Below are 23441 nucleotides of genomic sequence, written 5' to 3'. Positions count from 1 at the left end.
ACAATCCCCCCTCTAATCTCAGACAATACGCGCGGAATTTCGAGGTGCCAAACAACGCTGGTGGACAGCGTGTGTATGGGATAATCGGGAAGTTGGTGCGCAGAATTTGAATTTGGCAATCCCAACACTGCCCCCGCAACGGTAAAACTATAGTGATGTGGTTGAGTCCGGAGACCGGCCTTGAATTTGACTCATTTGATGAACTTTGTGCGGTGGGTACAAAGTAGGGGATCTTCATGTTAAAAATATCTGCGCTAAGTGCTGCTGTATTAGCAGCGGTTTCATTTCACACATCTGCGACTCAAGAAATAGAGCATATTACAGTCACTGCAAATAAATTTGAGCAGCCGATAAAAAATACACTAGCAAGTGTTTCAGTGCTTGAACGGGATCAAATCGACCAATTAAATGTAAGAGATATTCCATCTTTATTGAACACTTTACCTGGTGTTGACGTGGTGAGAAGTGGTGGATTAGGACAGATTGCGAGTGTTTTTGTTCGTGGCGCATCCATTCAACATACGCTTGTACTCATTGACGGTGTGCGTGTTAGTGATGCTAACTCTGGCAATGTTTCGTTTACTAACATACCAGTAAACAGCATTGAAAGAATTGAGGTGGTGAGAGGCGCTCGTGCGGCTATTTATGGCTCTGATGCAGTATCTGGTGTGATTAATATTATTACGCGTGAAGCACAGACACATGAAGTCACTCTGACATCAGGCAGTCACAATTATGTTGAAGTGCAAGCTGCTGGTAGACTCAAAGTAGAAAAGTTGAGCTTGGGCTACAACTTCGGCATTGAACAAACTGATGGGTACGATGTCATCGAAAAAGATCCAAGTGCACCTATTGGTAAAGACCACGATCAAGACGGATACGAGAACAAAAACTTTGGATTCAACCTCGCTTATGACTTTGAACAATATGGTGAGTTATCTGCGATTACCCAATTTAGTGAAGGTACTGGTGAGTACGATAATCCGTGGGGTAATGATGAATATGACTTCGAGAATTATACTGCTAAACTCGCTTGGGTTAAGCGCACTGACGCGTTAACGCAAAATGCCGCATTGAATGTATCGCAAGAAGAAAATGTGCATACAGGTTCCGAAAAAGAAGATATTTATAGCACTGAACGCCGTGAGTTGGAGTACCAAGCACGTTTTAAAGTGTTAGAGACACTTCAGGCTACTGCGGGTATTTCACACCTAAACGAAGATGTTTCAAAATCCACCGCAAAGTTTACAGAGTCACAAAGAGATAACACAGCTATCTTTGCTGGTGCGTTTTACGATGATGAGAAGTTTCTAGCAAATTTATCTGTGCGTTCAGATGACTATGATTTTCATGGTCGTGCCAATACCTATACAACAGGGTTTGGTGTAAAAGCGCATAAGAATGCAACATTTAGAATAAATCATGGCACGTCATTCCGCGCACCAACATTAAGCAACGCGTTTGTAGCTGATAGCCCTTGGTATGCGCCTAATGGCGAGATAAAGCCAGAAGAAGCAGAAAACAATGAAATAGGTTTAACATTAACGTCATCATGGGGTCGTTATGACGTGGCGGTGTTTGAAAACCGAATTACAAACTTGATTTCAAACATTCAAGACCCAGAAACTAAACTGTTTGTGGCGCAAAATATTAACAAAGCGACGATGAAGGGTGTTGAGCTTAGTGCTCAGTTTGAAGCGCTTGGCTTTGAACACTCTGCAAACCTAACTTTACTTGATGCAAAAGATAACTCAACGGGCACGTCGACGGATCTTCCGCGTAGACCTTCTAAAGCATTCAATTATACCTTGACTAAACAATGGGAAAAGTTGAATGTGAATTTGACTATGCTGTATCGCTCAGACAGACCGACTATTGCATTTTATAACTCAAAGTTAAGTGCTTACACTGTGTTTAATTTATCAGCGAACTACGAACTGTTAGATGGCATGGAGCTAAATGCGCGAATGGAAAACCTAACTGATAAAGAGTACTTTACGTCAGGGGCTGGTTTTACAGCTGACGGTAGCAGGCTGCTAGGCTATAAGCCATTAGGGCGTCAGCTATATGTTGGTGCTAAGATTGAATTTTAATTCGAATGATAAAAGAGCTAGTATTTACTAGCTCTTTGCTTTTAATTTAATTCTTTAGAAAATAGCTGTTCAAACTTAGCCACTTTGGGCGCAATCATAATGCTGCAATACCCTTGATTGGGGTTCTCATCGAAGTAGTTTTGATGATACTGTTCTGCATCATAAAACGTTTCGACTTCACTCAGTTCCGTGACAATAACATCTTGTAGTTGAGGTTGAAGCTTTGTTATATAGGCTTGAGCCAGCTGCAATTGCTCATCAGAATGATAAAAAATCACGCTACGATACTGGGTACCAATGTCATTACCCTGACGATTAAGCTGTGTGGGATCGTGAAGTGTAAAAAACATCTCAAGTAGTTTTTCAAATGACACCACATCAGGGTCAAATGCCAACTGTACTACTTCAGCATGGCCGCTAGCACCTGAGCAAATTTCTTTATATGTCGGATTGAGCGTACTGCCACCGCTGTAGCCAGATGTCACTTGTGTGACACCTTTTACTCTGCGAAATGCGGCATCGATACACCAAAAGCACCCACCACCAAACGTGGCCAATTGTGATTGACTCATTATTCAATTCCTTCGTTTTGCTCACGATGAGGATACGTTTGTTGCTGTTTTGTGAGCTCAACAGCAGTATGCTCAGGTGAGCGGGTTCGTTTAGCAAGTATGCCATAGGCTGTTGGAATAACAAACAAGGTAAGAATAGTTGCTAGACTGACACCTGCAAATACTACAACGCCAATCACCATTCTGCTTTCCGCGCCTGGACCTGTTGCCAATACCAGAGGAATGGCACTCATTACCGTAGTCAATGAAGTCATGATGATTGGGCGTAAACGCTGCGTTGCGGCGCTAATAATCGCTTGCTCAAATGCCATGCCTTTATCCCGTAATTGGTTGGCAAATTCCACAATCAAAATACCATTTTTAGCACTGAGCCCTATCAACATGACGATGCCAATTTGGCTGTAAATGTTGATCGAACTGTCACTGAAGTATAAGCCCAGCATCGCCCCAATTAAACCAAGCGGCACGGTTAGCATGATCACAAATGGGTGCACAAAGCTTTCAAATTGCGCAGCCAAGACTAAGAAGGTGACGGTTAACGCAAGAATAAAGACATATGTCATTGCTGATGCGCCCTCATAAAAGAGCTGTGACTCGCCTTTATAATCTATTGCGCCATCGGTGTGATTTTCCTCGCTGGCCACGGTATTCAGGAAATCCAGTGCTTGCTCTAGCGTATAACCCTCAGCTAAATTAGCCGAAATAGTGATTGCTCGCATGCGGTTGTAGCGATTTAATCGGGCGGCTGTCGCTTCTTCTTTGATCGTAATAAGGCTGTCTAACGGAATAAGTTGCCCCGTACGAGAGGTGACATACACATTATTGATATCTGTGGGAGCAGCGAAATCAGCCTTGGTGCCTTTGAGGATAACATCATACTCTTCACCTCTGTCGATAAAAGTGGTGACTCGACGCTGGCCCAACATGGTTTCTAACGTACGGCCGATGTCGCTGGTCGACACACCTAAATCAGCAGCTTTAAGTTTGTCTATGCTGATTAAAAACTGAGGGAACGTTTCTTTGTAGTCATGATCGAGTCTGATTAATCCTGGATTGCTGCGAGCACGTTCAAAAATACGGTCGCGCCAAGCGGCGAGCTCTTGATAATCATTACCTTGTAATACAAATTCAATGGGTCGAGATGAACCTCCACCCCCAATGCCTCTGCGCATGATGGCAAATGCTCTGACGTCAGTAACCTGTTGCATTTTACCGCTGATCTCAGACATGACTTGCCAAGTAGAGCGCTTTCGTTCATCCCAGTCAGGCATACCAACAATGGCAACACCACCCATACTTCCCCAACCTGGAACACGGATCAGTACGCGGCTGAGTTCATTATTTTCAACATATGGCATTAGATGTTGCTCAATTTGTGCCATGTTTGCCGCGTTATTCTCATAACTAGCCCCTTCAGGGCCACTCATCATAAGGAAGAAGGTACCGCGGTCTTCTTTGGGCGTGAGCTCCGATGGGATCTGTTTAAATAAGCCATAACTGGCAGCCAGTGACAGGGTGAGCACTAAGATCAAGCCATAGCGGCTGTTTACGTTGCGTCTTAATACGTTTTGATAGCGCAGCTCTAACTGACCAAATTGATGATTCATCCATTTCGAGAAACGCCCCTCTTGTTCCTGCTTGAGCACTTTTGAGCACAGAGCTGGTGACAAGGTCAGTGCGGTGATACTTGAGAAAATAACGGCTGCACTAACCGCAAGGGCAAACTCCGTAAATAGCGCACCGATGCGTCCATCCATAAAGATCAATGGCACAAACACAGACACTAGGACGAGCGTTGTAGCGATGATGGCAAAGCCGACTTCTCTGGCTCCCCGGTATGCCGCAAGCAGCCTTGGCTCTCCTTGCTCAATGCGTCGGTGAATATTTTCTAACATTACGATGGCATCATCTACAACAAGGCCGATGGCTAATACGAGTGCAAGTAGGGTGAGCAGGTTAATGGAATACCCCATGGCCAATAAAAACATAAAAGTTGCTATGAGTGCCACAGGCACCGTGACTGCGGGGATAAGCGTTGCACGAATGTTACCTAAAAAGATAAAGATGATGAGAACCACTAAGCCCATGGCGATGGCGAGTGTGCGATAAACTTCAGAAATCGATTCACGAATGAAAATAGACGAGTCGTAACTGTCCTCTATTTTTGTTCCTTCAGGTAAGTTTCGCTTTATCGAAATAAGTTCTTTACGAACATTATCAACCACGTCTAACGTATTCGCTTTGGCCTGTTTAACGATACCAAGGCCTATCATGTTTTTACCATTGCCACGGAAGGTGCTTTCTTCATCTTGTGCTTCTAACGACACCTTGGCGACTTCACCAAGGCGAACTAGATAACCGTTATCACCGCGCTTGACAACCAGTTCTGAAAAGTCGCGTTGCGAGGTGTAACTACGAGCAATGCGGACGGCAAAATCACGGTCTAAAGATTCAATTTCCCCAGCAGGTAATTCAACATTTTCGCGACGTAAGACATTTTCAATATCACTGCTGGTTACGCCTCTGGCAGCCATAGCTTGGCGATCAAGCCAGATCTTCATAGCATAGCGACGCTCGCCGCCGATTTGTACCCGTGATACGCCATCAACCACAGCCAAGCGATCAACCACGTAGCGCTGAGCATAATCAGATAGCTGTAACGTATCCATTGAGGTACTGTTTAAAACAAACCAAGCAATGGCATTTTCATCATCACTCGATTTAGAAACTTCCGGTGGTCGAACTTGCTCGGGTAATCGGTCTAATGCCCGTGAAACACGTTCTCTGACATCATTGGCGGCAGCATCAATATCCCTGTCGACGTTAAATTCGATGGTAATGTTTGAGCGGCCATTGCGGCTTGAAGAATTAATACTTTTAATGCCCTCAATACCTGAAATGCGATTTTCTAGTACTTGAGTGATTTTGGCCTCAACCACCGCGGCTGATGCGCCAGTGTAATCTGTGCTGACATTGACAATCGGCGTTTCGATATCCGGATACTCACGCAGCGGTAACATAGTAAATGCAACAATCCCGAAGGTAAGTAATAGTAAATTGATTACAATAGCAAAAATTGGCCTTTTTACGGCTGTATCGGTGATCTTCACTGCTTACCCCTTTACAGATACTTGGCTGCCACTGCGTATTTTGGTCGTACCTTCAGTGACGACCAGTGCGCCAGAATTTAGCCCTGTCACAGCAACCCAACCTGGAAAGCGATTGAGTAAGGTAATTTGTTGTTGCTGCACTTTATTATCTTTGACGACATAGACAAAATGCTTGTCTTGCCTCGGGATCAGGCTCTTTTCCGGTACCATTAAAGCATCGAGCTGTTGTAATTGTACTGCGACATTTAAGAGCATGCCGGGGCGCAATAAGTGCTCACTGTTGTCAAAGCTGGCAGTGACTTGGATACTACGAGTCGACTCATCAATACGTGGATCAATATGAGAGATCTGCCCCATAAACTGTTGTGCTTTGTAGGCATCGCTGGTCACACGGGCTTTCATTCCCAGTGCGATTTTTGCTAAGTATTTTTCTGGTAATTGGAAATCAACTTTAATGGTACCAATATCATCAAGTGTCGTAAGCGGGGTGTTGTCTTTTACATAACTGCCTATCGACACTAAGCGTTTACCAAGCACACCATCAAAAGGCGCATGTATGCTCATTTCAGACAATTTCAGTTTGGTGGTTTGCAGTTGCGTTTTTAGCGCATCAACTGAAGAACGCTGGGCATCTAATTGTGAGCGTGCCGCTGATTGTGTTTTTGCTAACTCGGTAAGTCGCGAGAGTTGTCTTTGTTGTTCTGCTAGATTGATCGTCAACTCTTTGACTGCCAGTAACTCTTCTTTATTGTTAAGTTGAGCCAGCTTTTGACCCTGTGATACGGTTTGACCATCAATAAACAAAATGTCGCTGATGTAATCGCTATGCGAACTCGTAATATCTATTGCTTGGTTTGCTCGAGCTGAGCCGATGGCTTGTGCTGTAATGGCACGGTTTTCGGTGATAACTTCATGAACTGATACTTCCACAGCTCGGTTTGGACGGTTTGATTGCTCTCCTTGTGACGCGGGAAAATAGAGATAGCCGCACAATGCGATTAGCATTAAAATAAGAGTAGGAAAAAGGGCTTTGCCCGACTGATTTGCACGCATAATTTCATCTCACTATTTGTAGATGGTTAGTGTACAAAAATTCTTATGAGAGAAAATCACGGATATCTTGTATATTTGTGTATTAAACGAAAATATAACAGAACTTATTACTGTGTACCTAAAAGGTTACTGAAATGGGTAAACTAAAACCCTGTAAAAGGTGCTTACAATTAAGAAAGTTATTCTTATGGCTAATCGCCATGCTGATATTTTATTGGTGGTTTTATTATGCATAAAGTGTCGTTGCGTGCGTCAGCTAACCGCCACAGCATAGAGTTTATGCTCGCTGGTGGGATTTGCTTAGGGGTGATTATTTTATTTGTGACATTGCGCGCTACGCCACCGACAATTTTAGAGTTAGCCTTGGCAGCAGCAGCTATCTGCTCGATATTACTTGGTTTTTTAAAGAGTCAGCAACCATACTACAGCATTGAATTGAGTACTTTAGCATTGAACTATGTGCATAAGTTTGGGGTTTTGCATGTAACACACCGAAATTTTCATTCAAGTGGTGTCCCTTTTGTGACTCAAGGAGTTGAAAACCTTGAGTTAAATGCTGTAGGTATTAAACTAAACAATATTGATGAGTTTTTAGTAGAACTTACCCCCCGTTTGGCTGGGAAGTTACTAATAGAACAACGGCATGTTTTTTTACAAGCTGTTAAAATACATTGCGCAAATGGCAATTGTCCATCAGAATGGCTGGTTGAAGAAACCTGTTATGAATCGCCGCAGGGGCGCTCATATACAGGCCTAATGGCCATGTTTGCAAACCGGATGCAAAATTTGAAGACGGTAACAGGGTACGACTTGATATTACCTGCGAATGTTTTAGATAGGGATATATGGCAATTTGCTACTATTTTAAACCACTGGAAATTAAATCCAGAAAAGGTGGTCAAAGATTTGCATGAGCAAATAGCCACCGCTAGATGAAGTAACAGGATATATACATGAGCTTCGATAAAGCCTTTATTAAAAGTGGTCGTAATACCATCATCCATAAAGATAAAAAGCTCGATTTAGTGATCGTAAATGGGGAAGCCCATCCGAGGATTAAAGTAACTGCTACTGGTTTGATACCGTTTAAAGAAGAGTTACCGAGAAATCGCCGGGAAGCTAAAGAGCGTTATTTAGAGGTGGTGCAAATATCCAGTCCGGATGTGTTCAGTGAAGTGAAGCGACTGCTGTTCATTCAGTCATTAGATGGTCGTGAATACAAGGTGGATTACAGTAAAATCGGTACTAAGTTATTTGTTCGTATACATCAAGATAGCTACCTCTAACATGACTCGGAGGTAGTCAGTTAGGAGTTGTAATGCTAAAAAAATCGCTTACCATTGCGGCCGTCTCAGCGATATTGAGTGGGTGTGGTGGTTCAGGTGGCTCAGATGAAGAAGTTGTCAGAGCCAGTATCAATGCAGGACAAGATGTCACTGTTATAGAAAAAAACGAATTTACACTCAAAGCGATGGCCTCCCCAACTGGAGGAACATTTAACTGGCAGGTGACCTCCGGGCCATCAATTGATGGTTTTCCACAAACCGGTGAAGAGCTGACGGTTACCGCGCCGGATGTGAAAGGCGACAGCACCGCTGTACTGAAAGTCGATTACCTTTCACCTTCTGGTGAACTGGTTTCTGATACACTCAATGTCAATATTACCTCTAATAACCAACTTCCAGTTGCTAAGGTAACGCAAACAGGCCCAGCAACATTACCTTCTAAATATTTAGACACCGTCATTTTATCTGCGGTGGATTCAACTGATCCGGACGATAATGGCCAAGTTGTCGGGTATAAATGGGAACTGATATCTGGTCCAAGTAATATTGTCGTCGAAGACAGTGGTAGCATGACATTGAGCTTTGTGCACCCGCTACTGGCCGACACTCAAACAGCTGTTTGGCGTTTAACGGTCACAGATGATGAAGGCGGAAGTACAACAACGGATTTTAGTGTAGCATTAGCCAAAAATGATAAGGTGGTACTTGCAAATGCAGGAGAAGATCAGGAAGTTTTAGAATTCGATACCGTTACCTTAGATGCATCTAAAAGTGTGACTGTAGATGGTCAATATATTTGTACTTGGCAGCAATCGAGCACTGGCGACGCGATTGCATTAGCGGATAGCAGTGCCTGTAAAACAACTTTCCAAGCCCCAGATAAAGACGATAAAACCTTTGCGACTTTTAAGGTGACAGTGACTGATTCAGCTAACCGAAGCGGAGATGATGAGGTACGTATTGATATCTTACCAAAACCGTTGAGTAAGCTTAATGACAGTGGCTCGAGCGCTTGTTATAACAACTCAGCCAAAATCGATTGCGCAAACACTGAGTTTCCACGACAAGACGCAGAGCTAGGTAGAGACAGTGTTGCCGCACTTATCTCCAAAGAAGGGTCCGGTGATCTTGCTTTTGACTTCACTAAACTCGATTCTGATGGGAAGGAGCTGAGTAATGATGCGTCGAGCTTTAGCTGTGTGCGAGACAATATTACAGGCCTAGTTTGGGAAGTAAAAGAAGCCACGGCGGGGACGTTACCTAATACATCAACTCGCAATGCGCAAAATCACTATACTTGGGCTCTAAATCCTGAAGGCGCAGAATTAATTGGCAGTCAGTACCCTGTAATAGACCCTGCTCCTTGTCCCCACATTAGCGATACATACCGGTGTGGCGTACAAGCGTTTATCAATCGTGTAAATAGTGAATCAGGTGGCTACTGTGGCGGTAATACTTGGAGGCTACCAAGTTATACCGAGTTAATGAGTATTGCTGATTTTGGTCGCGTTGGAGTGCATATCCTCGACCCTGCTTTTTTCCCAAATATGCCAGCAACCTCACTACAAGGTCACTTGTACTACTGGACCAGCCAAACCGCGGTTGGTGGGACTAATGGCGTAGGCGCTAATCTTACCAGAGCGTATGTGGTTGATATGGAAACAGGTAATGATATCCCAAGGGCCAAAGCACAAACTGCATATGTGAGATTAGTACGAGGTGATAGCAATGAAAATTAAACTAATGGTGTTAGCCTCAATTTTTAGCCCTATTGTATTTGCTCAGCAATGCGCTGATGCGGGGTCTGTTCCGCTTTCAACTCCTGAGGATCGCTTTGTCATCAACTCCGATGGTACCGTTTGTGATACTAAAACTGATATTATGTGGCAACGTTGCACATTTGGGTTTGTGTATAACGCAGAAACTGAAAGTTGCGATAACAAAGAGCAACAGCTTAGCTGGCAGCAGGCGCTCACTGCTGCGAATAACAGCCGATTAGGGGGACACGATGACTGGCAGCTACCTAATGTCAAAGAGTTGGCGACAATAGTCGAGCGAAGTTGCGAAGATCCAGCGATTAATGAAACGGTTTTTCTTGGTAACCATAGCGGTAATTACTGGACTAGTACCACAAATGTTAAAGACATATCTCGTGCTTGGACTTATCAATTTGCAGATGGTTTGAACGATAGTACCAGCGGTAAAACATCAGACGCTTTTGTGCGATTGATGCGATATACATTTTGCCCAGCGGCAGAATAGCACTTAAATCTTCAGAACTTTATTTGTACTTGGCCCTGAAATTAAAAAATAAGTTTGGTTAAAAAATAAAATTTGCTACCCTCATGCTATTACGTATGGGGGTAGTATGAAGTTATCTATAGCTAGCGCTAAATCTGTTTTTTTCTCATTATTGCTGGGGACATCTCTGGTTACTCAGGCCGATGACAAATGTGATGTTGAGTTAGGGCACGGTTTAATTATCACAGACTCTGTGATCCGAATACTAGATAACGGTCAAACTCGCGTACAAATTAATAATGATAATCAGTTGCTTGTACGTGGTATGTGGGTTGAGCTCAATGAGCAAGAAACACAAGTGCTTCAAGAGTATGCGAAAGGGATCCGTGATACGGTACCGGAGTTAGTTAATTTGGCAACTGATGGTGTGAATTTAGGATTAAGTGCAATCGAGCAAGTCGTAGAAGGCATGTCTGATAACAACCCTGAAGTGCTTAAAACACAGCTGCAATATGTGGAGCGTGCTTTAATGGATAAGTTTAAGCGCGGTGAAGATTTTTACTATATAGCACCTCAATCCCTCTCAAAGATAGATGATTTTTTCACCAAAGAGATCAGTGGTAAAATTCACTCTGCAGTGCACGGCTCTCTCGGGGCAATTCTCGTTTCAGTTGGCGACGCATTCAAATCTAGAGAAGGGAATATCGAAAGCCGTTTTTCTGATATGGGTCAGCGAATGGAGATCATCTCTAAAGAGATAGATAAGTCTTTACAACAAAAAGCAGCGCAACTTGAAGTGAAAGCCAATGAGTACTGTGAATGCCTCAACACACTAGATGAGACAGAAAAGCGCCTACAAGTGATTGTACCCAGCTTGGCCGCGTTCGATCTGGTACAGATCCGCTCTTAAACCGTCAGTTGATAGACTCGCTTAGCGTTTTCAAAGCTAAGTTGCTGCCATACACTGCCATCTAGATGCTGAACCAATTCATAATATTGTTGCCACTGGGCTTGATAGTCACGTTTTATTAGGCAAACAGGGTGATTGGATGCAAGCATGATACGCTCGGGTCCAAAATAAGTTAATAGCTCACTGAGCTGATCCTGCGCGCTCAACGGTGTCTCTAACAACTCATGTCCTGAAAACTTAATAAAGCAGTTTTTTATTTGAGATAACAACTCAATACTCTCTTGCCACTCACAGCCCTCCATCATGAAACCAGCATGGTTGATCACTAAAGTAGCTGCTTGTCGCTCTTTATAAATTTCATATATATGGCGGCTTATCGCAGTGTTATGTACTTCAAATTGTGCTTCAAAGTGTATGTTTAGATCCGCTAAATAGAGGAGGTTTTGCTTTGTATTTTCGCACAGTAGTCGCTGAGCATCATCGCCTTCAGTGATGTCTCTAATTGCAATTAAGCTTGGATGTTGAAGTTGTTCCAATGCGGCACGAAACTGTTTAGGCGAGCTATCTATTTGGGCATAAGCGACGGCTTTGTAGGGAAGAGGTGGCACAATATCGGCCAGCCAATGTAGCTCATTTATTGGATGATTATTATCGAACCCAGCTTCCACATGCACGCAGGCGGCGACCTTAAATGATGCAACATCCTGTATAGCCGCTGGCAAATGGTTTTGCTGGATCAAGTCTAAGTTAGGCCAAGCTGGTGGATTGTGTTTCAACCAGTGATAATCTCCCTTTTCAAGATCGAAAAAGTGCAAATGTGGGTCGATAATCTTCATTAGCGTGCCGTGTAACCACCGTCAATTGTTTGCAAGCTGCCTGTAATAAACGCGGCATCGTTACTGAGTAAAAAAGCCACGAGTGCAGCGACTTCATTAGGCTGTCCTAGTCTACCTAAAGGCTGTAGGGCCGCTTCTTCAGCGACTATCTCAGTTTTGTCAGCCCCACTTTTTGCACAATACTTATCAATGGCATTGTGAAACAGAGGTGTTTCTATGGTGCCTGGACATACAGCATTGGCGCGTATGTTGTACTGTGCGTAGTCTAAAGCTGTGGTTTTCGCCATAGAAGCGAGGGCGTGTTTTGTAAGATTGTAAGCAAAAGAGTTGGGTTTCCCTATATGCGCCTGATCTGATGATATCAGCACAATTTTACCGTCATTTTGCTTTTTCATGACAGGCAACACTGCCTGTATCGCGGCGTAAGCCCCTTTAACATTGAGTGAGAACAAAGCATCCAAAGTTGCTTCATCGGTGTGCTCGATAGTCGCACTAAGGTGCTTTCCTGCATTTGAAACCAAGGCGTCTACACGTCCTGTTTCTGCTACGATAGTCGTTATTGTCTCTTTGACTTGGTCAACTTGGCTGACATCACAGTGACGGTACTCACCAAGGTCGCTGTGGGCGATGTCGAGGTTAAAAACACGATAATTTTGGTTTAGCAGCTTTTCAACAATGGCTTTACCAATGCCAAAGCTGCCACCAGTGATGATGGCAACAGGTTGCATAATTGATCCTTAGTGGTCGTGACCGCAGCCGCCAGCACCATGCACATGGCCATGAGACAGCTCTTCTGCTGTAGCGGCTCTTACATTGATAACTTCCACGTCAAAAGTCAGTGTTTTACCTGCGAATGGGTGGTTTAAATCACAATCTGCATTAAAGCGGCCTACTTTTACGATGGTCACTTGATGACGACCTTGGTTAGAGTCAACAATCGCACTCATACCTGGTTTCCAAACTTTGTTGTTTCCTAGGCCTTGCAAATGTTTGATTGGAATACGTTGCACTAGACCTTCTTGGTATTCACCATAGCTGTCTTTTGGCTCTAATGTCACTGAAAATTTGTCCCCAGCAGTTTTGCCATCTAAGGCGGCTTCTAAGCCCGGAAGCATGCCTTCTTGACCATGCAAGTAGCTCAGCGGTTCGCCATTTGTGCTGGTTTCAATTTGCTCTGAACCTTCAGTTAGCGTGTAATGGAACTCAACCGCTGTGTCTTTTGTAATTTGCATATGTATTCTTCTGTCTCTTGAATGTGGCCTTCTATTCTACGTCAGGGCCTAGTCTAGGGGCAAGTTTGGTTCGGTAGTACTTGGTGCCTCTTTAAGTTGAGTCGCCCCCTCTAGCACATCTAGGTAACTGGGGACGTTCTGCTGTTCATTAGGTTGTGTTTGTTTTGTTGTGGGGAGATGTAAAATCAATACTTTGCCGGGAGATAAAATACTGGCCGATTGTAGATTATTCCAATCCAGTAAGTCTTTTACAGGCACTTGATAGTGCTGGCTTAAATCCCATAAGGAATCACCAGAGACGATTGTGTGATGGTGTTCAATCGTGGCTAGCTTTGGCGTGGCCTGCTGCTCCAAATAGGGGCTGATCTGATAGTCTACGGTTAATGCTCTATTGATATTAGCTTGATTTATCAAAAGCTTTTCACCAACTCGGATCAGGTTATTTTGCTTATTATTAAGCTGTTTGATTTTCTTCACTGAGGTACCAAATTGACGCGCGATACCATAGAGGGTGTCATTGAGCTTGACCTGATAACTACGACTAAACTGCTCGCGATAAAATGGGCTTTGCATTAATGCTTGCTCAGTGAGTGGTACTAATAATTTATACGGGCCTTGCTCTGGACTTTGATGTCTTAAATAGCCAGTGTTGAGATTGTGCAACTGTTGCTTATCGATATCGAGTAGCTGTGCTAAAACGCCAAAGTTAAAAGCTTGTCCAACATCTAATATGGTTGTTGTGGCTTGGTTGGCAAGTGCTGGCCGTTTAAACCCTGTTTCAGGATGCTTGAGTAGATAACTTAATGCCAGTAATTTAGGAATATAATCGGCGGTTTCTTTTGGTAGCTTAAGGTGCCAATAGTGTGTACTTTTACCTGCCTTTTTGTTGCGCTTTATCGCTGCTTTTACACGTCCTTCACCTGTATTGTAGGCTGCTATGGCATGAAGCCAGTCACCATTAAAGGTCTTATGCAAATATGACAGGTAGGAGAGTGCGGCATCAGTGGATGCCAATACATCGCGCCTGCCATCGTACCAGTCGTTGCTTTGCAAGCCAAAATGATAAGCGGTTGCATCTACTAGCTGCCATACACCCACTGCACTTTGCTTTGACACGGCATGAGGGCGAAAATCGCTTTCTACAAAAGGCAACAGAGCTAAGTCTAGGGGCAAGCCGCGCTGCTCTATTTTTTTGACGATATGGTACAAGTAAGCAGAGGAGCGTTGATTGACTGTGAGTAAGTATTCGGGTTGTGATAAATACCAATCTACTCGTGTTTTTACACGTGAATGCGGCGTTTGCTCAAAGCGCAAATTATGGGCAATATGTTCCCATATATCAGATGTTTTATAGGGCTTTGGCTCGGGCCCTGGTTGTATTGGGATTGTCACAGCCTGGGGGGCTGGTGTGGGTTCTTTTTGTGTTAGTAAGTCCTTAAGTACATCTTGAAGATCTGCACTTTGAGTGGGTGTTTGCTTACATCCTAAGGTGCTTAAAAAGGCAATACAACAACAAAAGATGGCATAAAATTTTTTACGATTCATAGGCGCTTAGTACTGGGCAACACTATTGGCTATCGACAGGCGAATTAGCGTAGTTCATGTTAGCTACTATACCTTCTGATGGTTATTTGTTCAAAAGCTAGCGTGCTTTTTTTGTTTTTCAGCTTGCTCAAAGTATGCATCAAACTGCTCGGCTGAGATGCCATTTTGCAGATAGTCTTGACGCAATCTTGCAATCTGCAATTGCTTATCTGGGGCATTTAATAATGATAAAAAGCGCAAAGGCAAATGCAGTTGCGCTCGCTTGTAGGGTTTGCCAAAGCCTGGAAGTATCCATTTAATTTGCGAATCTTTTTCAAGGGTATATAAAGTTTGCTGCCACATTGAGCTGTTGGTTTGTGCAACATAGGGCAAGAGATTCACTGTGTGTCCGCCAAATAGTGCTTGGTTACTTTGGTTGTACACTTGAAGTGCAGGTCCTTTAAAACCTTGGGCCGGGCTTAATAAGAGCGGGTACTTACCTAGGTCGATTGACGTCACTTTGGTTATTTGCTCAATGTTTGGAATAGGCATTGATTGCCAACGAGATAGGCGTTGTTTGGCTTGTTGTAGTTTAGCGCTCCACATGAGCTGATCTGACTCGGGCGCTTTGGCAATGCGTTGTTCGCTGAGTAAAACGCTTTGCTGAAATCCAGTTAATTTTTGCGTTACCTCGTCTTTAATAATGTGACTTAATGGGCGCACACTCGATGAGGTATCTTTAGCGGCATAAATCGTCGATTCTGGAAATGCACTTTTTAATAGCATTATGCCAGACAATTGTTTGGGGTCTAAGTTTGTGACCACAATATAGCAAAGAGGGACGGTTAATTTAGAACGTATTTGTGCAATTAATAATTCCAGAGCAACAAAGTCACCATGGCTATCAATCAGTGCTGCACATTTTTGTCCTTGGATAAGTACTTGGTTAGGCAGAAGGTAACGGGCTTCTTTTACTGGTTCAATAATCGTCGTGTGTTGATCTACTGTGTGCCAATTCGCAGCGTGAGTGAGTGGGGAGAGTAAACTTAAGAGAAAAAGGCCAACAGCGAGCCGAATGGACATGCTATTTAGCCTCAAGGTGTTCGCTAATACGTGCAATGAGCTGCTCCCCTTTAGTCGTCGCAACTTGGTGGTCCTGCTCTAATGCTTGGAAATCATGACATAAATGTAAAGCGGCCATGAGTAAAGCATTTTGGTCAGTGCGAACCGTATCTCTGCGCTTCATTTCATCAACACGAGAATTGAGCAACTCAACTGCATTTATGAGGGCCTGTTCTTGTCCTTCAGCACATGAAAACTGGTGGCTTTTACCGAGTAAGGTAACCGCCACCTGGCTTACTTTATCTGTCATTAGCTCGCCTGATGAGCGCTCTGCAGTTTATCAAGCAAGCTGCTTAGTGTTGTACTTGTCTCTTTTTGCTTTTCTTCACGTTCTAGAAGTTCAAGCTGTAAAGTTTCATTTTCGTCAACTAATTTACCATTTTGCTCTTTAAGTTGAACAATTTGCTGCTCTAGCTGCTCATTTTTACCAATTAGCTGATCGATCAGTTGTTCGAGTTGTGGAAGAATATCGTTCATTTTAAATGCGCTCTTATCACTGTGTTTTGTCATGCAAATGTAAAGCAAAGTGGGCTTTATTACCAGTATTTGCGCAGCTTTATACTGATTTTTGCGCCGTTTTAAGAGATAATTCTGATAACTTCTTATTTTGTTCATTTGTTATTCATTAAAGCGGTCGGATTTTGGCCGTTTTGAATTGAGACGAATTCGCAAAAAGTCACTATAGTCAGCGAATAAGGGCCAATATGCTCAGTTATAGACATTCTTTCCATGCTGGTAATCCAGCGGACGTTATCAAGCACTTAGTTTTAGCAGAGGTGCTGTCCTACATGACGCGTAAAGATAAGCCGTTCGACTATATAGATACGCATTCGGGAGCAGGGCTGTTTGAGCTGGCGTCGAGTGATGCACAAAAGACGCAAGAATTTGAAGACGGTATCGGTCGCCTTATGCAATATGCTGGTGACAACGACGCGATCATGCGTTACATCGAGATGGTGAAAGGGTTTAATGATAAAAAATTGGCTTTCTATCCAGGCTCGCCAAAGGTAGCTGAACAATATTTGCGTAAGCAAGATAAAGGTTGGTTCTTTGAATTGCACCCGCAAGATTTACCGTTACTGCAAAAAAACACGGCACATAAGCGCTCTTTAAGAGTAAAAGGTGAAGATGGCTTCAAGGGATTACTTGGATTAGTGCCGCCTTTATCTCGTCGAGCTGTGGTGCTGATGGATCCGCCTTACGAAATTAAAACTGATTATCAAAAAGCGGTAAAAACAATTTTAAAAGCGCATAAAAGCTTTACTTCCGGTACCTATATGATTTGGTATCCTGTTGTTGATAGAGCACGCATTGACCAAATGGAAGCTGAATTAATCGCGTCTGGTGTGCGCAATATTCAATTATTTGAATTAGCGACCTCAGCGGATACTGAGGAGCGTGGTATGACAGCGTCAGGCATGATAGTGATCAACCCACCGTACGTGCTGAAAAACATCATGGATGCTGTTTTACCAGAGCTGGTCAAAGAGCTCGCCGCTGAAGATGGCTTTTTCCGCAGTATTGAGCTTGTTGCTGAATAATCAAATCTAGACATCAACCTGATCTTCGTTAAGTTCAGGTTGGATTTTATTTGCTCCGCTGGCGAAGTTCTCATATGCTGAAGCTATGGATGCCAGTAATGCGTGCAAGAGTGAAGGATGTTAATGAGTAGTGAAACTGCCAAGGTCAAAAAAAGCGCCGTTCAGTATATCGCCCGCCAAGCTATCTTTAATAGCGAACTGCAAGTACATGCCTATGAGTTGCTATATCGTGACTCACACAATAATGTGTTCCCAAGTGGGGTAAGTGATGGTTTGGCAACCGGGCGTTTGTTCTTTAATTCACTGCTTTTTATTGGTCTCGACAGATTGGCCGCTGGTGCACTGGCATTTGTAAACTTTTCAGATGAAACACTTATTCAAGAACTTCCCAAACTATTAAGCCCGCAGGGGTTAGTGGTTGAAATTGTTGAGCGCTCACAAGACATTGAAAGTCTGACCGCAACAGTTAATAAGCTGCAAAAAGTTGGATATCGATTTGCATTGGATGATTATGACGGTGACTCTAGATGGCAGCCATTGTTAGAGCTGGTTGACTTCGTCAAACTAGAAGTAGAGCGACCCATAATCAAAACGACGATGATGGTGAAAAAGCTTAAACGCCAGTATCCGCACTTACAAATCGTTGTCGAGCGCATAGAAACTCAAGAAGAGTATAATTTCATTCGTGCTGCGGGGGCGGACTATTTTCAGGGCTTTTTCTTTGCAAGACCTGAGATGCTTAATCATGGCAATGTAGAGCCCTCAAAACTTGCTGTCTTCGATTTACTGCGCTGTACGGCAAAGAAATCGCTTTGCTTTAAGGAAGTGCAAGCACGGGTGTCAAAGGATTTAAGTTTGACTGCGCGGGTTCTCAGGCTAGCCAATGCTAAAGCGGGTGAAGATCGCATAGAGATCCGCTCTATTTCACAAGCAGTGGTGTATTTGGGTGAAGACGCGATCCGTCAATTTGTTAAAGTGCTGGCGCTGAGTGAACTTGGGGCTGATAAGCCGACAGAGTTAACTAAACTAGGGCTCAATCGAGCCAAATTTTTAGAGCTATTTTTAGCTCCTGGTGGCGAGGAAATGGCAGAGCAAGGTTATTTAATCGGGTTAATGTCGGTCCTAGATGCCATCTTGGATGTTGAGCTTTCTGTGGTGGTCGATGAGTTCTCACTTGACCCCGATTTAAGTAGCGCATTGTTAAGTTACAAAGGCTTAATTGGCGGCGCCCTGCGTCTGGCGATAGAGGTAGAACGCAACAACTTAACTGAGGCCGAACTGATTTTGAATGCCATTCGCCCAGCTTCCGAAATACAGGTGCTATTTGATTTGATCATCCAAAGCCGAGCCTATGGAGATGAAATGTTTGCGGTGGCACGGGATGACTTCGACGACTAGCACCACCTTTTCATTGTTGTGACATATGGCGTTGCTTGCTCACATACACTCAATATGTTGCGATCTTGAGAGATAATACTAAGTTTTTCCAGTAGGTTTGCTCTTGTTCTAGATCTGCAGCAAACAATGAATGCTGCTCAAACCAAGTTTGCTCAAACATCAGTTCAACGGTTTGGTTGGTCACCACCATGGTATATTCGGGCACAAGGCTTTTTTGTCGCTTTTGGTGGAACAAAATTGCTAAGCGCAATAGTGTGAGTAATTTAGCAAATTGTGGCTGTGATTCAATGTCTATTAGGGCTGTGAGGTCGACTGTTTTGATCTTTTTGCGATGAAAACGGATCAGCGCGCCAAGTAGTGTTTGTTGCTCTTGGGTAAAGCCAGGTAACTGACTATGGCTGACAACATAAGCACTGTGTTTGTGTATGCCTGAGGAGTTAATCGCGATACCCACTTCATGCAATTGCACGGCCCAGCGCAGTATTTCTAGGTCTAGGTTTTCTAGTTGCCAAGGTGCTTTTGCCGCATTAAACAGCCGCTTAACGGTTTGGCATATATTGGCGGCATGTTCGGTATCGACAGCATACTGATCTGCAAATGACGCTATGGTGCGGGCACGAATATCAAACTCATCGTTTTGCGCCAGTTCATGCAACAAGCCTTCTCGTAACGAGTGGTCACAATATGCCATTTCGGTCATATTAAGCTGATTAAACGCACCAATCAGTACAGCTAGTCCACCAGCAATGCTGGACTTTCTCTCCGGTGGCAGTGATTTTAGGTCTATGTGTTCTAACTTTTGTGCAGCAATAAAATGGGCTTGGATCTGCAATAACGTGGACAGCGTGAGTGTTTTACTGGCAAATAATTCTTCATTGATTGCGACTAAGGTTTTAATGGTTCCCGATGTGCCAAGGCAAGTTTGCCAGCCTTCTTTTTGATAGCTTGCGGTGATGGCTTCAATATTTTGCTCAGCTTCAATCGTCGCTTTTTGAAACCGTTTTTCTGTCACTTTACCATCATCAAAGTAGCGTTTGCTCATGGTGACACAGCCAATATCTCGGCTGGTAAGCAGCTTATGGTGATGGTGTTTGCCGATGATCATTTCTGTACTGCCACCGCCGATATCAATCACCAGTCGATTGCCGTCATCATGTATATAATTCGCAACGCCTTGGTATATCAACCTGGCTTCTTCTTGACCAGAAATCACGTTGATTTTATAAGGAAAAACCTGTTTAGCTTGCTTTAAGAAGTGACGCAAATTTTGACATTTTCTGAGAGTATATGTTGCAGCGACTTCGACGTGCTTTTTTTCATAGCCTTTGAGTGTCGCCGCAAATTGGGCAAGTACATGCAGCGCCCGTTCAATGGCGTCATCATCAAGATGGTTATCTTGATCGAGCCCCGCCGCCAAATAAACTCGTTGCTTTTCTTTGTGCAGTATTTGTAATCGACCATCTACCTCCCTTGCAACCACTAAATGAAAACTGTTTGAGCCTAAATCAACGGCTGCAAAAGAAGGGTATGTTGTCATATTAAGTCCTACTGCTTTCCCATTTTTTAATGTGATCATAGATGGCGATTTGTGAGCGGATCTTCTTTTTATTACCGCGATTCACATAGTTATTTTTTTGCTCACTATCAATTAATCGCGCTTTTACACGGTCTCGAAATTGTAGCTCTAACGTGTCAATGATCAACTGTTTCAACGATTCATCATAGATGGGCACGCCGACTTCAACGCGATGATCTAGATTACGGGTCATCCAATCTGCTGATGAAATATACACCTGTGGATTACCGTCATTTTCAAATACCATGACTCGCGGGTGTTCTAAGAATCTATCGACAATGCTGATCACGCGAATGTTGTCACTGAACCCTGCAAGGCCGGGAACCAGAGCACACATACCGCGAATGATCATGCGGATTTTAACGCCTTCCATTGCCGCACTGTAAAGCTTTTCAATTAGCTCTTTATCGACCAGATTATTTACCTTAACGGTGATACGTGCGACCTTGCCTTCACGTACATTTTTGACTTCTTGATCTATGAGCGAATATATTTTTTCCCGCGCATTGAGCGGCGAGATCATGAGATGCTTGAAGGTAAATGGGCGATAGCTCGTTTCGATGAACTTAAAGACATCATCGCATTCATTGCAGATATCGGGGTGCTTTGTAAACAAGCTGAAATCAGTATAGATCCGCGCTGTTTTTTCGTGGAAATTGCCTGTGCCTATGTGCGCATATTTGACAATTTGCCCCTTTTCTTTGCGGTGGATCACACACAGCTTACTATGCACTTTAAGGGCCGGTAACCCGACCATCACTTTGATGCCATACTCGCTGAGCATTTTCGCCCACTCAATGTTGTTTTGCTCGTCAAAGCGTGCTTTGAGTTCAACCATCACAGTGACTTTTTTGCCATTTTTCGCAGCGTTGATAAGTGATGCGATTAGCTGAGAACGACTGGCTACTCGGTAAATATTGATCTTAATCTGAGTGACTTTGGGATCAAATGCGGCTTGGCGAACATACTCCAGCATATGATTGAAAGTGTGGTACGGATAATAAAGCAATATATCTTGATCAGAAATTGCTTTGAAAGCGCTGTCATGTTTATCAAATGCGCTGCTTTTTAAGGGCGGTAAAGGCTTGTTTTCTAAATATCCTCTACCGACATTGGGGAAGGCGATAAAATCTCTAAAGTTACGATAGCTGCCTCCAGGAATAAGTGCGTCTTGATGTGTTACGCCCAAACGTTTTTTCATCACTTTCATGATGGAGTCCGGCATGGCTTCGTCATAGGTAAGACGAACAGGCTCCGCATATAAGCGCTGTTTGAGTCCTTTCGACATTTTGTCCAGCAGACCTTCTTCTAATTCATCGTCTAAGTTGTACTCGGCGTCGCGAGTGAGCTTTATTTCGTACCCCTCGATGTGATCAAACGATAAAAAGTTACTAAACACCTCACGTAAATGATGCCTGACGACATCATCAAGCAACATCAGGGTTTTTTGTCTGCGGGTTTTTTCTGGAGGTAAGATCACAAAGCGATCTAACCTATCTGTTGGCAACTCTAGTAAGGCATGATGATGTTTGTCGTTGTCGTTACGCATTTCTACAAATAAGTAGGTCATGGTATCGTTGATTAAGTCTGAGTAATCTCTATTTTCAGTCAGTAAAATTGGCGAGAGGTGCTGTAAAACCTGATCATTAAAATAATCTCGAAGCCACTGCTTGTGGAATTCTGAGAGCGCTTCAGGCTGCTTGACATGAATGTTATGGGCATTCAAATCATTGAATATTTGCTTATGGATATGATTAAACTTTTTCCCTAAAGAGAGTACTTTTTTTTGTATTTGATTGAGCAGCGCTTCGTTTTCTTCGAAGTGGGCATCAGGTAAGTTACTCAGCAGGATACGGCGTTTCACATCGGCAACACGCACGCGAAAAAACTCATCAAGGTTATTTGAAAAGATCCCTAAAAAACGGATGCGTTCAATGATGGGGTTGTTTTTATCTTTGGCCTCTTGCAAGACTCGCTCATTGAATGACAGCCAGCTAAGCTCTTTTGCAAAAAAGCTGATTGCTTTGGGGTCGCTAGATAGTGCGTGCATTTTACATTCCATAGTAACGATAGCTTATTCTAGAGTATGTCCAGAATGTGACACTTATATGACAGCGGGTACAACCGAGCAAAGAAGAGAAGATATGGCAGTGGTCAAACCTGTCTGCCATATGAGTGTAGAATATATTTGATTTGTTGGTATGTTTAAAATCAAAAATTAGTCGGGTTCAACATCCACAATGAGGTCACTGGTGATGGCTTCTAAAGCGTCCACAACATGCTCTTTATCCATACCTGGAGGTAGGCTGACAGTGGCAAATGCACTGAAAATTGGTAGCCCCCAGTTAGGTGCGCTTTGCTGTCTAGAATTCAGGTGCGTAATGTTTGCGCCTTTGTGACGAATGACGGTAGAAAGCTCTTGGATAATGCCTGGACGATCATTGCCCGTGATAACCAAGTTGAGTTTTTCTATTTGAGTTTCAGGCTTGCTGTGCACGCCGTGTTCAATGCGGACCTCAAGCTCTGGTAATGTATGAAGTGCATCTTGTAATGCTTGTAAATGCTCTTCTGCAACTTCTACGAGTACGATACCTGCGAATTGACCAGCTAAATGGCTTAAGTTACTGGTTGCCCAGTTACCATGGTGCTGTAAAATTGTGGCAGATATTTCTTCTACGAGACCAGGTCGGTCCTTACCTATAAGTGTTAATACTAACTGCTTCATATCACATGTCTCTTATTATTAAATGCCTTTATGGCGGTGGTGGAAAAGCGATTAATCGCCCTTTAAGGCTAGTAAAAGTCAGAGATATTTCCAATCAGATACAGCTTGCTTTGTAAACAAATGCAAATGAAAACGCAATGCATTCAAAAGAGGATTTGCGTGGGCGTAATAAAAGTTAAAAAAAGGAACAAATTCATCATGGCTGATGTAACATAACTGTCA

21 protein-coding genes and 1 riboswitch are annotated in these 23441 nt (G+C 43.4%); of the genes, 8 read left to right on the top strand and 13 right to left on the bottom strand.

Annotated features, from left to right (window positions below):
• The first annotated feature begins 50 nt into the window (after nucleotides 1-50).
• Nucleotides 51-198: riboswitch (cobalamin riboswitch) on the top strand.
• Nucleotides 199-236: 38 nt separating this feature from the next.
• Entirely contained in the window at nucleotides 237-2093 is a 1857-nt protein-coding gene (locus tag N477_RS22710) for a TonB-dependent receptor domain-containing protein (RefSeq protein WP_063361483.1), read from the top strand.
• 41 nt (nucleotides 2094-2134) lie between these two features.
• Here N477_RS22710 and msrA read toward each other — a convergent pair whose 3' ends face one another.
• Genes msrA through N477_RS22695 form a run of 3 tightly spaced genes read right to left on the bottom strand, consistent with a single transcriptional unit; the run spans nucleotide 2135 to nucleotide 6828 of the window.
• The gene (msrA, locus tag N477_RS22705) at nucleotides 2135-2668 is read right to left on the bottom strand and encodes a peptide-methionine (S)-S-oxide reductase MsrA (RefSeq protein WP_063361484.1); all 534 of its coding nucleotides are present in this window, start codon (nucleotides 2666-2668) and stop codon (nucleotides 2135-2137) included.
• Entirely contained in the window at nucleotides 2665-5775 is a 3111-nt protein-coding gene (locus N477_RS22700) for an efflux RND transporter permease subunit (RefSeq protein ID WP_063361485.1), read from the bottom strand. The genes msrA and N477_RS22700 overlap by 4 nt, the downstream gene beginning before the upstream one ends.
• Nucleotides 5776-5778: 3 nt before the next feature.
• Complete coding sequence (locus N477_RS22695; RefSeq protein WP_063361486.1) at nucleotides 5779-6828, bottom strand: efflux RND transporter periplasmic adaptor subunit; 1050 nt, start codon at nucleotides 6826-6828, stop codon at nucleotides 5779-5781.
• A gap of 228 nt (nucleotides 6829-7056) precedes the next feature.
• Between N477_RS22695 and N477_RS22690 the strand changes: the two genes are divergently transcribed.
• The 5 genes from N477_RS22690 (at nucleotide 7057) to N477_RS22670 (ending at nucleotide 11265) form a co-directional block, all read left to right on the top strand.
• On the top strand, nucleotides 7057-7764 hold the full coding sequence (locus tag N477_RS22690) for a DUF2982 domain-containing protein (RefSeq protein ID WP_063361487.1): 708 nt from the start codon (nucleotides 7057-7059) through the stop codon (nucleotides 7762-7764).
• 17 nt (nucleotides 7765-7781) lie between these two features.
• Nucleotides 7782-8114 (top strand): hypothetical protein, encoded by a 333-nt coding sequence (locus tag N477_RS22685; protein ID WP_039608288.1) that lies wholly within the window; start codon nucleotides 7782-7784, stop codon nucleotides 8112-8114.
• Between the two features lie 32 nt (nucleotides 8115-8146).
• Nucleotides 8147-9853, top strand: coding sequence for a DUF1566 domain-containing protein (locus tag N477_RS22680; RefSeq protein WP_063361488.1), 1707 nt, complete (start codon nucleotides 8147-8149; stop codon nucleotides 9851-9853).
• Nucleotides 9843-10376, top strand: a complete 534-nt coding sequence (locus N477_RS22675) for a DUF1566 domain-containing protein (protein WP_063361489.1) — start codon at nucleotides 9843-9845, stop codon at nucleotides 10374-10376. The genes N477_RS22680 and N477_RS22675 overlap by 11 nt, the downstream gene beginning before the upstream one ends.
• A gap of 106 nt (nucleotides 10377-10482) precedes the next feature.
• A complete protein-coding gene (locus N477_RS22670; protein ID WP_063361490.1) occupies nucleotides 10483-11265 on the top strand; it encodes a YggN family protein in 783 nt (260 codons plus the stop codon).
• Here the strand turns inward: N477_RS22670 and N477_RS22665 are convergent.
• The 7 genes from N477_RS22665 to N477_RS22635 form a co-directional block, all read right to left on the bottom strand.
• Nucleotides 11262-12101: an amidohydrolase family protein gene (locus tag N477_RS22665; RefSeq protein ID WP_063361491.1), complete on the bottom strand. Its 840-nt coding sequence runs from the start codon at nucleotides 12099-12101 to the stop codon at nucleotides 11262-11264. The two genes, N477_RS22670 and N477_RS22665, sit on opposite strands and share 4 nt — an antisense overlap.
• Nucleotides 12101-12829 carry an SDR family NAD(P)-dependent oxidoreductase gene (locus N477_RS22660; protein WP_063361492.1) on the bottom strand — a complete coding sequence of 243 codons (729 nt, stop codon included), beginning with the start codon at nucleotides 12827-12829 and terminating at the stop codon, nucleotides 12101-12103. Before N477_RS22660 ends, N477_RS22665 begins: the two co-directional genes overlap by 1 nt.
• 9 nt (nucleotides 12830-12838) lie before the next feature.
• Nucleotides 12839-13333 carry an FKBP-type peptidyl-prolyl cis-trans isomerase gene (locus N477_RS22655; protein ID WP_063361493.1) on the bottom strand — a complete coding sequence of 165 codons (495 nt, stop codon included), beginning with the start codon at nucleotides 13331-13333 and terminating at the stop codon, nucleotides 12839-12841.
• Nucleotides 13334-13381: 48 nt separating this feature from the next.
• Nucleotides 13382-14878 carry a transglycosylase SLT domain-containing protein gene (locus N477_RS22650; RefSeq protein ID WP_063361494.1) on the bottom strand — a complete coding sequence of 499 codons (1497 nt, stop codon included), beginning with the start codon at nucleotides 14876-14878 and terminating at the stop codon, nucleotides 13382-13384.
• 90 nt (nucleotides 14879-14968) lie between these two features.
• Nucleotides 14969-15940, bottom strand: a complete 972-nt coding sequence (locus N477_RS22645; protein WP_063361495.1) for a hypothetical protein — start codon at nucleotides 15938-15940, stop codon at nucleotides 14969-14971.
• 1 nt (nucleotide 15941) lies between these two features.
• On the bottom strand, nucleotides 15942-16229 hold the full coding sequence (locus N477_RS22640) for a cell division protein ZapA (protein ID WP_063361496.1): 288 nt from the start codon (nucleotides 16227-16229) through the stop codon (nucleotides 15942-15944).
• Complete coding sequence (locus N477_RS22635) at nucleotides 16229-16456, bottom strand: hypothetical protein (protein WP_063361545.1); 228 nt, start codon at nucleotides 16454-16456, stop codon at nucleotides 16229-16231. Before N477_RS22635 ends, N477_RS22640 begins: the two co-directional genes overlap by 1 nt.
• Nucleotides 16457-16683: 227 nt before the next feature.
• On the opposite strand from N477_RS22635, the gene N477_RS22630 reads away from it, so the two are divergent.
• A complete protein-coding gene (locus N477_RS22630; RefSeq protein ID WP_063361497.1) occupies nucleotides 16684-17520 on the top strand; it encodes a 23S rRNA (adenine(2030)-N(6))-methyltransferase RlmJ in 837 nt (278 codons plus the stop codon).
• Between the two features lie 117 nt (nucleotides 17521-17637).
• Nucleotides 17638-18918 carry an EAL and HDOD domain-containing protein gene (locus N477_RS22625; protein WP_063361498.1) on the top strand — a complete coding sequence of 427 codons (1281 nt, stop codon included), beginning with the start codon at nucleotides 17638-17640 and terminating at the stop codon, nucleotides 18916-18918.
• 49 nt (nucleotides 18919-18967) lie between these two features.
• Here N477_RS22625 and N477_RS22620 read toward each other — a convergent pair whose 3' ends face one another.
• The 3 genes from N477_RS22620 to N477_RS22610 all read right to left on the bottom strand — a co-directional run bounded on the left by N477_RS22620 (nucleotide 18968) and on the right by N477_RS22610 (nucleotide 23219).
• Entirely contained in the window at nucleotides 18968-20455 is a 1488-nt protein-coding gene (locus tag N477_RS22620) for a hypothetical protein (protein ID WP_063361499.1), read from the bottom strand.
• Nucleotide 20456: 1 nt separating this feature from the next.
• On the bottom strand, nucleotides 20457-22544 hold the full coding sequence (gene ppk1 / locus N477_RS22615; RefSeq protein ID WP_063361500.1) for a polyphosphate kinase 1: 2088 nt from the start codon (nucleotides 22542-22544) through the stop codon (nucleotides 20457-20459).
• Nucleotides 22545-22712: 168 nt separating this feature from the next.
• On the bottom strand, nucleotides 22713-23219 hold the full coding sequence (locus N477_RS22610) for a glycine cleavage system protein R (protein WP_063361501.1): 507 nt from the start codon (nucleotides 23217-23219) through the stop codon (nucleotides 22713-22715).
• Nucleotides 23220-23441 lie beyond the last annotated feature (222 nt).

Source organism: Pseudoalteromonas luteoviolacea H33-S (genome assembly GCF_001625695.1).
Classification (GTDB): domain Bacteria; phylum Pseudomonadota; class Gammaproteobacteria; order Enterobacterales; family Alteromonadaceae; genus Pseudoalteromonas; species Pseudoalteromonas luteoviolacea_B.
This window is presented reverse-complemented; position numbering and strand designations above follow the sequence as displayed.

Excerpts from the sequence above, each read along its gene's own strand:
- N477_RS22710 (WP_063361483.1), top strand. The coding sequence starts at position 237 with ATGTTAAAAATATCTGCGCTAAGTGCTGCTGTATTAGCAGCGGTTTCA.
- N477_RS22695 (WP_063361486.1), bottom strand. The coding sequence starts at position 6,828 with ATGCGTGCAAATCAGTCGGGCAAAGCCCTTTTTCCTACTCTTATTTTA.
- N477_RS22690 (WP_063361487.1), top strand. The coding sequence starts at position 7,057 with ATGCATAAAGTGTCGTTGCGTGCGTCAGCTAACCGCCACAGCATAGAG.
- N477_RS22685 (WP_039608288.1), top strand. The coding sequence starts at position 7,782 with ATGAGCTTCGATAAAGCCTTTATTAAAAGTGGTCGTAATACCATCATC.
- N477_RS22680 (WP_063361488.1), top strand. The coding sequence starts at position 8,147 with ATGCTAAAAAAATCGCTTACCATTGCGGCCGTCTCAGCGATATTGAGT.
- N477_RS22675 (WP_063361489.1), top strand. The coding sequence starts at position 9,843 with ATGAAAATTAAACTAATGGTGTTAGCCTCAATTTTTAGCCCTATTGTA.
- N477_RS22670 (WP_063361490.1), top strand. The coding sequence starts at position 10,483 with ATGAAGTTATCTATAGCTAGCGCTAAATCTGTTTTTTTCTCATTATTG.
- N477_RS22665 (WP_063361491.1), bottom strand. The coding sequence starts at position 12,101 with ATGAAGATTATCGACCCACATTTGCACTTTTTCGATCTTGAAAAGGGA.
- N477_RS22660 (WP_063361492.1), bottom strand. The coding sequence starts at position 12,829 with ATGCAACCTGTTGCCATCATCACTGGTGGCAGCTTTGGCATTGGTAAA.
- N477_RS22655 (WP_063361493.1), bottom strand. The coding sequence starts at position 13,333 with ATGCAAATTACAAAAGACACAGCGGTTGAGTTCCATTACACGCTAACT.
- N477_RS22650 (WP_063361494.1), bottom strand. The coding sequence starts at position 14,878 with ATGAATCGTAAAAAATTTTATGCCATCTTTTGTTGTTGTATTGCCTTT.
- N477_RS22645 (WP_063361495.1), bottom strand. The coding sequence starts at position 15,940 with ATGTCCATTCGGCTCGCTGTTGGCCTTTTTCTCTTAAGTTTACTCTCC.
- N477_RS22640 (WP_063361496.1), bottom strand. The coding sequence starts at position 16,229 with ATGACAGATAAAGTAAGCCAGGTGGCGGTTACCTTACTCGGTAAAAGC.
- N477_RS22635 (WP_063361545.1), bottom strand. The coding sequence starts at position 16,456 with ATGAACGATATTCTTCCACAACTCGAACAACTGATCGATCAGCTAATT.
- N477_RS22630 (WP_063361497.1), top strand. The coding sequence starts at position 16,684 with ATGCTCAGTTATAGACATTCTTTCCATGCTGGTAATCCAGCGGACGTT.
- N477_RS22625 (WP_063361498.1), top strand. The coding sequence starts at position 17,638 with ATGTTAATGAGTAGTGAAACTGCCAAGGTCAAAAAAAGCGCCGTTCAG.
- N477_RS22620 (WP_063361499.1), bottom strand. The coding sequence starts at position 20,455 with ATGACAACATACCCTTCTTTTGCAGCCGTTGATTTAGGCTCAAACAGT.
- ppk1 (WP_063361500.1), bottom strand. The coding sequence starts at position 22,544 with ATGCACGCACTATCTAGCGACCCCAAAGCAATCAGCTTTTTTGCAAAA.
- N477_RS22610 (WP_063361501.1), bottom strand. The coding sequence starts at position 23,219 with ATGAAGCAGTTAGTATTAACACTTATAGGTAAGGACCGACCTGGTCTC.